The sequence below is a fragment of the Gemmatimonadota bacterium genome, assembly GCA_040882465.1.
Taxonomy (GTDB): Bacteria; Gemmatimonadota; Gemmatimonadetes; order Longimicrobiales; family Gaopeijiaceae; genus JBBEBG01.
Window position 1 is genome coordinate 39,832 of the sequence record JBBEBG010000016.1, and the last position, 11,931, is coordinate 51,762.

Genomic DNA, 11,931 nt, shown 5'->3' on the forward strand with positions numbered 1-11,931 from the left:
CGGCTCAGGCTCCGAACTTCGCCATCCGTCCCGCGTGCGCGAGGGCGAGGCTCATGAGGTGCCGCGCCTCGACGGTGCCGAGGTCTCCGCCTCGGCACGCCGACTCGGAAAAGGCGCGCCCGGTCGGGCGGGCCCAGGAGGAGGCAAGCAGGAAAGGGACCGGGTGCCAGGAATGTTTGCGCATCGCCGCCGGCGTGGAATGGTCTCCGGTGACGAGGACCACGTCCGCGCCCAGGGCCAGGAGGCGGGGGAAAACGGCGTCCACCCGCTCGATCGCCGCAGCCTTACCGGCAAAGTCGCCGTCCTCCCCTCGCGCGTCGGGCGCCTTGAAGTGGATGAAGTGGAAGGCGTGGGTCCCGAAGTGTTCCTCGAGAAGGGACACCGCCTCGTCGTCGTTTTTCGGCGCCCCGGGGATGTCCATCCCGACGAGGCGCGCGACCCCCCGGTACATCGGATAGGCCGCCACCGCCGTGCCCCCCATTCCGAAGCGCTCCTGGATCGAGGGAATGCCGTCGTGGAGCGCAAAGCCACGCGCGAGGACTCCGTTGATTCGAGACTCGCCTGCCAGCGCCGTGCGCGCCCCGGTCAGAAAGACCCGCAAGAGCTCGGCCGTGCGCGCGGACCCCGCGGCCAGGGCTACCGCATCGAGGGGCGGGACGCCGGTTTCCTGGGGATCCGTCTCCGCGATGTCGGCCGCCAGCCCCTCCCCCCTCAGGACGAGCACCGCTCGGTGTTCTTTTTCGTGGAGGACGAAAAACTCGACGTCGTCCGGAAGCCGCACCTCGCTCCGCATGATCTCTACGGCCCTACGCCCCTCGTCGTCGGAAGGACGCCCCGCCCGACGATCCACGACGCGTCCCTCGGAGTCGAATGTGGCGAGGTTCAGCCGGGCGGCGACATCGCCGCGCTTCAATTCAAAGCCGACGCCGAGCGCGCTCAGCGCGCCTCTCCCAATCAGGAACTCGGTCGGATCGTAGCCGAAGAGGGCGAGGTGGGCTGGACCGCTTCCGGGAGTGACGCCGGGAGCGACGGGAATGTGCATTCCCAGAGAACTCCGCGCCGCGAGCGCGTCGAGGTTCGGTGCCGCGGCCGTTTCGAGCTCGGTCTTCCCGCTCTCCGGATCGGGAAGTCCGCCCAGGCCGTCGAGAACGACGAGAAGGATCGTACCGCCGCCTGTCTCCACGAGAGCGTCTGGGATCCGGATGCGGCTCATCGGTCGTTGGTCCGGGGGATGGGAAGGACGGTCGAATATACCGACCCGCGTAGGGAGCGTGAACCGTCAGGTCCCCGCCGCGAGATGGCGGGATCCAGGCGCCTCCGCGGGCCGCGAGTGTGGCCCCTTCCTGGAAGGGTTCAGGTGGTCACGCCCCCGCATCGGTTGAGAAGGTCGCCCTGAGCTTCTCGTCCAGCCCCGTCACCTCGTCCCTGTTCACGAGCTCGATGAAGGCGTCCACGATCAAGGGATCGAAGTGATTCCCCTTCCCTTCGAGGATGAGAGAGACGGCGTCGGAGAACGAGAGGGCTCCCTTGTAGGGCCGAGAGTGGGTGAGCGAATCGAAGACGTCCGCGACCGCGACGACTCGTCCGACGAGCGGAATCTCGTCCCGCGAGCACCCCAACGAATACCCGGACCCGTCCCACTTTTCGTGGTGGGAGAGCGCGACCTCACGTGCCATCCGGAGGAGGGGATAACGGCTCCCGGAGAGAATCCGGGAACCGATCTCCGTGTGACCCTTCATGAGCTCGAACTCCTCGCGGGAGAGCTTGGCCGGCTTCATCAAGATCGAGTCGGGAACCCCGATTTTTCCGACGTCGTGGAGGGTGGCCGCTCTGCGGAGGAGCTGCACCTCCTCCGGAGGAAGTCCCAACTCGTGCGCGAGGAGCGCTGAGAGAAGCCCTACCCGCTCCGCGTGGCGCCCCGTGATGTCGTCCCGGTACTCGGCCGCGAGCGCCAGCCGGTGCAGGATCTCGACCTGCGCGTCGGCGAGCTCGCGCGTCCTTTCGCGCACCCGGTCTTCGAGCGTTTCGTTGTGCTCCTTCAGGGCGAGGTGAAGGGCCCGCGTCTCGAGGAGGTTTCGAATCCGGAGAAGGACCTCGGTCAGGTCGAAGGGCTTTGTGAGAAAGTCGCGCGCCCCCGTGAGAAGGGCTCGCTCACGCACGTCGGTGGCGAGGTCCCCCGTGAGGACGAGCACCGGGAAGTATTCACCCGCCGGGATTTCATTGGTCAGGAGCTCCAGGATCTGGAAGCCGTCGAGGTACGGCATTCGGAGGTCGAGGAGGAGGAGGTCCGGATCGAAGCTACGGAAAAGCGTCAATACCTCTCGGGGATCCGAGGTCGTGGCGACTTCCGTGTACCCCGCGCTCGCGAGCATCCGAGTGAGCACGCGGACGTTCATCGGCTCGTCGTCTACGATGAGGATCCGGTGCCTATTCAGGTCCGGTCCGGTCATCACATCCCTCCGCGCTTCAGCGCGGGACCGACACCCTGGAGAGCGCGCCGACGAAGGAGCCGGCGGCCGCCCGCGCCTCCAAGATCTGTCCGTGCGATACACCGGTCTCGGAGCTCAGGACGAGGAGATTGGCCAACGCGATGAACTCGGCGTCGGTCAGGTTGATCGCGTCCCACTGGGAAGGGGGCGAGTCGCGGAAAAGGCCATGCACCCTTGCCACCGAGGGGTCCACCTGCCCGTCCGGGATCGCCACGTGGAAGGAAGCCGCTCCCAGGTTGTAGCGGCGCGCGATCACGAGCCAGCTGTCGCCCGATCGTCGCTGGGCGAGGAGAGAAACCGGAGGGATCCCCGAAAACCGGGCCAGACGGAGCGCCACGGGCAGTTCGTCCGCTGGGACCCGTCCCTCGGTCAGGATCCGCACTTCCGTCTGGGGAAGGCGAAAGTGCGTAGAAAGGACACGGATGTATGTGTCCAGAGAGGCTTGCCGGTCCGCCGGCATCTCTTGCGCCACGACCGGGATGCCCGGGCCCGTGAGGGCCGATACCGCCAACACCATCAGAAGGCTTCGCATACCTTTCCCTTTCCCGGCATCACCCGGGCCGGATCCAGCTTCATCGCTCAGGACGAGGCATAGGCCGCGTTCTCCTCGATGTATCCCTCCGTAAGATCGCATCCCAGCCCGATCCCCGCCCCCTCCCCTACCCCGAGTGAGATGGCAATCTCCACGGGGTCACTTTGGAGCAAGGATCGTACCTCGGTGTCGTCAAATGGGGCGCTTACACCATTGCGGATGACCTGAACGCCCTGGATGCTCGCCTGCGTCCGCTCCGGAAGAATCGTGCAATCGACACACTTGCCGACCGCCATAAGAATTCGGCCGACGTTCGGGTCCGCGCCGTAGGCCATGGTTTTGACGAGCGGAGAATCCACGACGGACTTCGCCACCCGCCTCGCTTCCGCGTCCGTAGCCGCCCCGTCCACCCTCACTCTGAGGAGCTTGGTTGCCCCCTCCCCGTCACGCGCAACCAGTTCCGCCATGCGGAGGGAGATGTGGAAAAGCGCCCGAACGAACTCGCTTTCCGGCACCCCTCCCGCCACTCCGTTGGCCAGGAGTGCGACCGTGTCGGATGTGCTCGTGTCCGTGTCCACCGAAAGGCAGTGAAAGGTGTCGTCCGCGGCGCTCATCAGAAGCGCGTGAAGATCCAGCCCGGAGAGGTCTGCATCCGTGAAGAGGAAAACGAGCATCGTCGCGAGGTTCGGGGAGATCATCCCCGCCCCCTTCCCTACCGCGGTCAGCGTCGCGTCGCCCACGGCCAGCGAAAGAACCTTGGGGGCGCTGTCCGTCGTCATGATCCCGCGGGCACCCGGGAACGGATCGTCGCCGAGCTCCCCCGACATCCCCGTCAGGCCACGCGCGATCTTCTCGAGGGGAAGCCGCCGGCCAATCACTCCGGTGGAGCTCATCAGGACGAGTTTCTCGGGGATCCCGAGCTCTTCTGCGGCGAGGCGCCCCATTTCCCGCGCGTCGGCGATCCCGGCCGCACCAGTCGCGACGTTGCTCACCCGCGAGTTGACGACGACGGCCTGCAACCATCCGCCGCGCAACCTCTCCCGCCCGACGACCACGGGGGCCCCCGGAAAATGATTTCGCGTGAAGAGGGCGGCGGCGCGCGCCGGGACTTCGGACACGAAGAGAGAGAGGTCGAGCTCCCCTGCCTTTTCCTTGATCCCGCAGTGGCGGCCCGCGCTGCGGAATCCGCGTGGGAGCCGGGGACGATCGTGAAAGGTCATACGGAGGCGGTGCGCGAGTGAGGGAGGCGGGCGGAAGAAAAAAGGCGCCGACCCACGGGGATCAGCGCCGAAATCTGGCCTCGGGACCAGGGTCCCGGCAACGGGCCCTTACCGCGAGAGCCGCGGGGCCGGTGCGGGACGGAGGTCGCGCGCCATCTCGCTGAAGACGCGGGCGAGCGCGGCCTCCCCTCGAGCCTCGGCCTCGCGGGCCTGGCCGAGAAGCCGGCGGATGCGCTCTTCGACGGTGAACTCGACTCTCAAGGTTGTCCTCGCGCCGAGGTGGAACCGAACCCCTCTGCGCTTTCTTACGTGGGAGGGCGAGAAAAAGGTTCATGAACAAGGTTGCACTGGCTTAGGGAGGGACTCCAGTCTCCCCTCGCCGGTCATGGCTCCGGCCAGGGGACGCCCTGGTCCCGAACCGTGACCGGTCCTTCCCCCATATTCACGAATCGCTGGATGCGCTTTCCCTCGTAGGTCTCGGTGGTGTAGATGGTGCCCTGCGAGTCGGTCGCGATGCTGTGCACGCCGAAGAACTGCCCCGGCTGCCGGCCCCCCGCACCGAAGTTCGTCAGCTCCTCGAGTGTCTCACGGAGCACGACCCGCACTTTTTCGTTCACGCCGTCCACGAGATAGAGGTACCGCTGCGCGGGGTCCTGGGAGAAGGCGATGTCCCAGGTGGAGCCGGAGCGGAGCGATCGAGGGGCGAAAAAGGCTTCCTGGACGAAGGTGCCGTCTGCCTCGAACACCTGGATCCGATTGGCCTGCCGGTCGCAGACGTAAACGAGCCCGTCGCGCGCGCGGTCGGCGCAGTGGACCGGATTCCGGAACTGCCGGGGTGGGTCCTGGTCGTCCACCCAGACGCCGATCGCCGAGCCGAGCCGCCAGTTGTTCGGAAGCGGCTTCGGCCAGAATGGGTCCACCGTGAAGCGGGGCGCCTGCGCGGCCTGCACGTTGGTCCGGCGCTGGAGCACACCCTGCCCGAGCCAGAGCGCACTCACGAGCAAGACCAGCGCGACCGCAAGCGCAATCGGGCTCCTGGGACGCATATTCCTCCTCCGGGGAACGGAGCGTGCGACGAGGCCGAGATTTTCCAGCGCCCCGCGCCGGATATCCGACCCATTGCAGGATACGGCGTCCCTGTTTTCTCGATCAGCGCGGCTTCTTCGTCGCCCCCGGTACGCTTGCTCGGGCCGCGGCCGCACCCTAGCGTAGGGGAGCATATGTCCCGTCTCAGATCCAACCGACTCCCAGCATCCCTCTGCGCCCCAAAGGCGCGTCGAACGACGTGCCTCCTTCTCCTGGCAGTCGGGCTTTTTTCCGCACTCGAAGGAACCGGGGCGCAGCAGGGAGCGCCGGCGGGCACCTGGCCGGCTTACGGCGGGGACGCGGGGAGCACCCAGTTCGCCCCCCTCGCGGAGATCCACGCGGACAACGTCCGAGACGTGTCCGTCGCCTGGGTCTGGTCTTCCCCTGATGACGCGCTCGCCTCGGCGAACGCCTCGCTCTCCGCCGGGGCCTTCAAAGCCACCCCCCTCATGGTGGACGGCGTCCTCTACGTCCGGACCTCCCTCAGCCTCGTCTCCGCCATAGACGCCGCGACCGGTGAAGAGCTCTGGACCTTCGACCCGATGAGCTACGAGGCGGGACGCCCGACGAACCTCGGCTACAACACGCGGGGGGTCGCGGTCTGGTCGGAGGGGAACGAGCGCCGGGTCTTTGTCGCGACGGGGGACGCCCACCTCTGGTCGCTCGACGCTTCGACCGGAGAGCCGGTGGCGGACTTCGGCGACGCTGGGCGGATCGACCTGACCCAGGGACTCCGCCGCCCGGTCCCCCGGAACGCCTACACGGTCATGTCACCCCCGCTCGTGATTCGCGACTTGGTCGTGGTCGGCTCCTCTATCTCGGACGGACCCCAGCGGATGGAGGCGCCCCCCGGTGACGTGCGCGCCTTCGACGCGCGGACGGGGGAGGTGCGCTGGACCTTCCACACCATCCCGCAGGCTGGGGAGTTCGGAAACGAGACCTGGGAAGAGGGTTCGTGGGAATACACGGGCAACACGAACGTCTGGACGGTCATGAGCGCGGACGAGGAGCTCGGAATCGTGTACCTCCCGGTCGGCACCCCGACCAACGACTGGTACGGTGGGCACCGCCCGGGCGACACCCTCTTCGCAGAGAGCCTGGTCGCCCTGGACGCCGAGACGGGAGAGAGGATCTGGCACTTCCAGGTCGTGCACCACGGCGTCTGGGATTACGACCTCCCCGCCGCGCCGACCCTCGCGGACCTGACGGTGGACGGACGCCCCGTGCGCGCGGTCGCGCAGATCACGAAACACGGGTTCGTCTTCGTTTTCGACCGAGCGACGGGAGAGCCGGTCTGGCCCATCGAAGAGCGCCCGGTTCCTCCGTCCACCGTCCCCGGCGAGGAACTCTCCCCCACGCAGCCTTTTCCCACCCGCCCGGCCCCCTTCGAGCGGCAGGGCCTTACCCTGGACGACCTGATTGACTTCACCCCGGAGCTCCGTGCCGAGGCCGGGCGGATCGTGGCCCCCTTCGACTATGGGCCGCTTTTTACGCCGCCCTCGGAGCGGGGAACGATCAACTTTCCCGGGTGGTTCGGCGGCGCGAATTGGCCCGGGGCGGGACTCGATCCTTCGACGGGGATCCTCTACGTCCCCTCGCGGACCGGCCCCATCGTCGTACAGCTTGTCGAAGCGAACCCCGAGCGCTCCGACTTCCGGTACGTGCGCGGCGGGACGACCGCCATCGGAGGGCCCCAGGGACTCCCCCTCGTGAAGGGGCCGCACGTCCGGCTCACCGCCATCGACCTGGACACCGGTGAGCAGGTCTGGCAGATCCCGCTCGGGGACGGGGCGCGCCAGCGCGTCATCGGGATGGGCCTTCCCGACCCGGGTCCTCAGGGGGGCGGCTCGATGACGGGGCCGCTCGTCACGGAGACCCTCCTATTCATCGGACACCAGGGCGCTCGGAACGGCGGAGAGGGCGGACCCGCCCTCCTCGTCCTCGACAAGGCGACCGGCCGACAGCTGCACGAGATCGCGCTCCCCGGAACCCCGAACGGGACGCCGATGACTTACGAGGTTGGCGGGCGGCAGTACATCGCGGTGGCGGTGGGCGCCGGGAACGAGGCGGGGATCGTCGGTCTCGCGCTGGACTGAGCGCGACGCCGGGAGACCGGTGGACAGCGGGGGGCCCTGTGCGCGGCGAGTCCGGCGCGCGCCTCTCAGGTCCTCGCCAGGTAGTCGTGCACCTGCTTGATGGCCATCGCACCCTCGCCGACCGCCGAGGCAATCCGCGCCATGGACCCCGAGCGCACATCTCCCGCCGCGAAGACTCCGGGAGCACTCGTCTCCTGGAGTGAGGGATCGCGGTCCAGCTTCCAGCGCGAGCGGAAGGGTTTTGCGTTCATCAGCTCTCGCCCGGTCAGGACGAATCCCTTGTCGTCCAGCAGAACCGAGTCCCCGAGCCAATCGGTCGTTGGACGGGCGCCGATGTAGATGAAGAGGGCGCGGGCATCCACGACCTCCTCTGCGCCGGTCGTAGTGTTGCGGAGGGTGAGTTTTTCGAGCGTTCTGTCTCCGGCGGCTCCCGCGACCTCCGTGAAGGGGCGCACCCGGATGTTCTCCGCCTCCGCGATCTGGTCTATGAGGTACGACGACGCGGTGCGCGCGAGGCTTTCACCGCGGGTCAGGATGTTCACTTCGTGTGCGAAGGCGCTCAGTGCCATGGCCGCCTGGCCGGCCGAGTTTCCGCCCCCGACGACAAACACCACCTCCCCCTTGCAGGCGCGGGCTTCGACGGCGGCGGCCCCGTAGTACACGCCGGCGCCCGTGAAGCGGTCGATTCCCTCCACCGCCAGCGTTCGGTAGGCGACCCCCGTCGTGATCACAAGCGCGCGGCTGTGGATCTCCGTGCCGTCCGAGAGGCAGATGGCCTTGTAGCGATCCTTGATGGCGACGCCGCGGGCCCCTTGGGTCGTGAGGATCTCCGTCCCGAAACGGGTGGCTTGCGCCAGTGCTCTCCGCGTCAACTCGGCTCCGGAAAGCCCTTTCGGAAAGCCGAGATAGTTTTCGATGCGGGTGCTCGTCCCCGCCTGGCCGCCGGGAGCCTGCTGCTCGACCAGAAGCGTCCGGAGCCCCTCGCTCGCGCCGTACACGGCAGCGGCCAGCCCGGACGGTCCCGCGCCGATGATCGCGACGTCGTAAACCTCCCCCGTCGCCTTCATCTGTAGTCCGATCCTCGACGCGAGATCCACGAGCGTCGGGTCGGTAGCTGTCGTGCCATCGGGAAAGACGACCAGCGGAAGATCTTCCCGTGAGACCCCCGCCCCCTGGAGCAGGCCCTCCGCCTTTTCTTCCTCGAGCTCGACATCGGTCCAGGTGTACGGAACCAGGTTTCCCGTGAAGAACTCCTTGATATGATGGCTTTTCGGCGACCACTGGTACCCGACGACGCGAATCCCTTCCTCCTCCGGATGGTACTCCGAGCTCCAATCCGCCAGAAGCTCGTCGACGATGGGATAGAGCTTCTCTTCCGGGGGGTGCCAGGGCTTTTGGAGGTAGTAGTCGAGCTTGACGTCGTTGATCGCCCGGATCGCGGCCTCGATGTCCGAATAAGCCGTGAGGAGGACCCGTCCCGCCTCCGGATGCAGCGAGCGCACTTTCTGAAGAAGAGCGACTCCCTCCATTTCCGGCATGCGCTGATCCGAAATGACGAGGGCCACCGACTCGCCCTTCAGCTTCAGCTCCTGGAGAAGCTCGAGGGCCTCTTTCGCGGACTCCGTCCCGACGACGCGGTAATCGTCGCGATACCGGCTCCGCACATCTCGCAGAATAGCCCGGATCACCTGGCGATCGTCGTCCACGAGGACGATGAAGGGGTGGTTCAAACCGTTTCCTCCTCGTCCGGGTGGAAGTCGGGTGTCGGGGGAGGGCTCAGGGGAAGAATCACGTGGAACTCAGTCTTTCCGGGGACGGAATTGACCCGAATCTCACCGTGATGGTGATCCACGACCTGCCGCACGATGTCGAGACCGATCCCGGTTCCCTCACCCTGTTGCTTCGTCGTGAAGAAGGGATCGAAAATCTGGCTCAGGTGCTCGGAGGGAATCCCCTTCCCATCGTCGGCGATCGTCACGCGAACGGCCCCGCCCTCCCGGCATGTCGTGACGCGGAGCCGGCCTTCCTGGCCCATCGCGTCGATCGCGTTGTCAATGAGATTCGTCCAGACCTGGTTCAGCTCGCCCCCGTAGCCCAGCAGATCGGGGAGCGACGGCTCGAAGTTTCGTTCGACTTGAATGTTTTTCCTCCGGAGCTTGTGGTTCAGGATCGTGAGCGTATCGTCCAGTCCCCGGTGGACGGTCACCGGCTGTCTCGTGTGCGACCGGTCCATGTAGACATGGGACTTGATCGCGTTGACGAGCGCTGAAATGCGGGTGGACGCCTCCCCCACCTCATGAATCACTCGGGAAGAAAGGAGGATGTTACAGAGCCATCGCATCAGCGCGGGAAACCGCTCGGGTTCGACGGCCCGATAGATCTCTTCCAGCCCTTCCTCGTTCACTCCAGTCTCGACCAGCGTCTCGGCAAGGGCTTCCGGGTCGGCCACACCGCGCGAAGCAAGGCGTTCCTTCAGCGCATCTTCGAGATCCATCCGTGCCGTGAGTCCGCTCTGGAGCCCCCCCGCCTGCTCCGCCGCGCGCGCCACCAGCTCGTTGACCCTGCGCACATCGTCGGCCGCCATGCCGCTTTCGATGAGCCGAGCCGTCAGCTCGTAATTCCGTTCGAGTCTGTTGGACAACTCCGTGACCGTGCGCTGGATCGCCGCGGCGGGATTGTTCAGCTCATGAGCGAGTCCGGCGGCGAGCTTTCCGAGCGCGCTGATCTTCTCTTCCTGGATCTTTCGGGTCGCGAAGTAGCGCGCCCGCTCCGTCATCGTCGCGATCAGGCGCTGCACGAGCTCGGGGCTCACCTGCTCCAACTCGCGAAAATGCACCTTGTGAAGCCGGACGACGCGAAGCAGGCCCCGCGCGTACATCCAGCCGGGCGAGTTCACGAGCCTGGAATAGGGGATGACCCCCCCGACGCCAAAGGTGGGCGGATCCTGACTGAAGGTGAACCAGTGGACCAGCCTTCCCTTCACATCCATGTGGAAGTCGCCGGAACCCGCCAGGATGAACAAGAGATGGTCGATCGGATCGCCGGTCCGCATGGTGACCGCGCCGTCCGCATACTCGACGACGTCCGACCGAGCCAGAAACCACTCGAGGACCTCATCGGGGATTCCTTCCATGACCGGGACCCGCCGGAGCTCCTCGAGGGTCGCGGGAGAGGGTTCGGCAGGCGAAGTCATGCTGGGCGAATGGAAGGCCGGAAGAAATCGAGTGGTGCAGACGCGGATTGAGAGGCCAACCTGTGCGCGCTCCGAGGCGGTGTCAATGCGTGGGTTCAACCCTCCCGGCGCCCACGCCCCATGCCCTGGACAGGAATGAGGCGCCGGGTCATACTCCTCCTTCGTTGTCCCCTCCCACCCCGGAACTCCGGCCGCGGCGGGGGGAAGACGAAGGCATCCGGCGCTCCTCGGAGAGGACTCGGGCCCCATGACCATCGATCGCGTTCGTTCGACGACCTGCGCGGCGCTCCTCGCGCTTGCGGCGGGGTGCGCGCCCGAAGATGGAGGCTCCGGGTCGGCCTCGGACGCCCCTTTCACGCCCGTGGCGGACGTCCCCACGATCATGAGCGCGATCCTCGACCCCGCGGCGGACGTTTATTGGGACGCCGTAGGGTGGATTGTGGACGCCGCCGGCACGCTGGAGATCCGGCCCCAGACGCTCGAGGAGTGGGACGCGGTCCGGAACGCGGCGTACGTCATCGCGGAATCCGGGAACCTCCTCATGATGGAGGGACGTGCGGTGGATGACGGGGACTGGATGGGAATGTCGCGGGCGCTCACCGAAGTGGCCCAACGCGCGATCGCGGCCGCAGCGGCGAGAGACGAAGCCGCCGTCTTCGAGGTCGGGGGCGAAATCTACAACGCCTGCACGGTTTGCCACGCGACGTACGCCGTGGAAACCCTTCGGCCCGGCACGGTCGCCACGCCCTGAGCTCCTGAATGCTCGAATTCTTTCAGTGGCTCGGGAACACGGGTTGGAGCGTTGCGCTCATCGAGTCGCTCTACGTGTGGTCGTTCCTCGAGTCCGCGCACGTCCTCTTTCTCGGGCTCTTCGTGGGAACGGTCCTCATGATGGACTTGCGCCTTCTGGGCCTGGCCTTCAAGGGAATTCCGGCCTCCCATTTCACCCGGAATCTCCTGCCCTGGTCGCGAATTGGTTTTGCCCTCATGGTGACCACTGGAATCCCTCTCTTTTATTCAAATCCGGCCGGATATTACCAGAACTTCTTTTTTCGGATGAAGATGGTCGCACTCGTCCTGGCGGGGGTGAACGTCTGGCTCTTCCACTCGCAGATCCACCGGAAGGTGTCGGAGTGGGACGAAGACCCCAGGCCCCCGCGCGCCGCGCGCGTGGCGGCAGCGGTCTCGATCTTCACCTGGATCATCGTGGTCGTGGCAGGTCGCTTCACCGCATACAACTGGTTCGACTGCGATCTCCAGCCTCATTCCGACTTCGTGAATTGGGCGGCGGGGTGTGTCGTGGAGGGGGAATAAC

General features: G+C 66.5%; 11 protein-coding genes. 3 read left to right on the top strand and 8 right to left on the bottom strand.

The genetic code is table 11. The features are described 5' to 3' along the window. Positions 1-4 precede the first annotated feature (4 nt). The 6 genes from WEG36_04405 to WEG36_04430 all read right to left on the bottom strand — a co-directional run bounded on the left by WEG36_04405 (position 5) and on the right by WEG36_04430 (position 5,287). Positions 5-1,213 carry a 2,3-bisphosphoglycerate-independent phosphoglycerate mutase gene (locus WEG36_04405; protein ID MEX1256842.1) on the bottom strand — a complete coding sequence of 403 codons (1,209 nt, stop codon included), beginning with the start codon at positions 1,211-1,213 and terminating at the stop codon, positions 5-7. A 148-nt stretch (positions 1,214-1,361) separates the two neighbouring features. Further along, positions 1,362-2,450 carry an HD domain-containing phosphohydrolase gene (locus tag WEG36_04410; GenBank protein MEX1256843.1) on the bottom strand — a complete coding sequence of 363 codons (1,089 nt, stop codon included), beginning with the start codon at positions 2,448-2,450 and terminating at the stop codon, positions 1,362-1,364. A 16-nt stretch (positions 2,451-2,466) separates the two neighbouring features. Then, complete coding sequence (locus tag WEG36_04415) at positions 2,467-3,021, bottom strand: hypothetical protein (protein MEX1256844.1); 555 nt, start codon at positions 3,019-3,021, stop codon at positions 2,467-2,469. Between the two features lie 47 nt (positions 3,022-3,068). Then, complete coding sequence (argJ, locus tag WEG36_04420; protein MEX1256845.1) at positions 3,069-4,241, bottom strand: bifunctional glutamate N-acetyltransferase/amino-acid acetyltransferase ArgJ; 1,173 nt, start codon at positions 4,239-4,241, stop codon at positions 3,069-3,071. A 108-nt stretch (positions 4,242-4,349) separates the two neighbouring features. Continuing rightward, entirely contained in the window at positions 4,350-4,502 is a 153-nt protein-coding gene (locus WEG36_04425; GenBank protein MEX1256846.1) for a hypothetical protein, read from the bottom strand. A gap of 122 nt (positions 4,503-4,624) precedes the next feature. Next, positions 4,625-5,287: a hypothetical protein gene (locus tag WEG36_04430; protein ID MEX1256847.1), complete on the bottom strand. Its 663-nt coding sequence runs from the start codon at positions 5,285-5,287 to the stop codon at positions 4,625-4,627. A 174-nt stretch (positions 5,288-5,461) separates the two neighbouring features. Between WEG36_04430 and WEG36_04435 the strand changes: the two genes are divergently transcribed. Next, complete coding sequence (locus WEG36_04435) at positions 5,462-7,423, top strand: pyrroloquinoline quinone-dependent dehydrogenase (protein MEX1256848.1); 1,962 nt, start codon at positions 5,462-5,464, stop codon at positions 7,421-7,423. A gap of 65 nt (positions 7,424-7,488) precedes the next feature. On the opposite strand, the gene WEG36_04440 is transcribed toward WEG36_04435, so the two are convergent. Together WEG36_04440 and WEG36_04445 are read right to left on the bottom strand one after the other, a co-directional pair. Beyond that, positions 7,489-9,153, bottom strand: coding sequence for an FAD-dependent oxidoreductase (locus tag WEG36_04440; GenBank protein ID MEX1256849.1), 1,665 nt, complete (start codon positions 9,151-9,153; stop codon positions 7,489-7,491). Continuing rightward, positions 9,150-10,715, bottom strand: a complete 1,566-nt coding sequence (locus WEG36_04445) for an ATP-binding protein (GenBank protein ID MEX1256850.1) — start codon at positions 10,713-10,715, stop codon at positions 9,150-9,152. Before WEG36_04445 ends, WEG36_04440 begins: the two co-directional genes overlap by 4 nt. Before the next feature lie 148 nt (positions 10,716-10,863). On the opposite strand from WEG36_04445, the gene WEG36_04450 reads away from it, so the two are divergent. Continuing rightward, on the top strand, positions 10,864-11,367 hold the full coding sequence (locus WEG36_04450) for a hypothetical protein (protein ID MEX1256851.1): 504 nt from the start codon (positions 10,864-10,866) through the stop codon (positions 11,365-11,367). Between the two features lie 8 nt (positions 11,368-11,375). Next, the gene (locus WEG36_04455; protein MEX1256852.1) at positions 11,376-11,930 is read left to right on the top strand and encodes a DUF6644 family protein; all 555 of its coding nucleotides are present in this window, start codon (positions 11,376-11,378) and stop codon (positions 11,928-11,930) included. Position 11,931 lies beyond the last annotated feature (1 nt).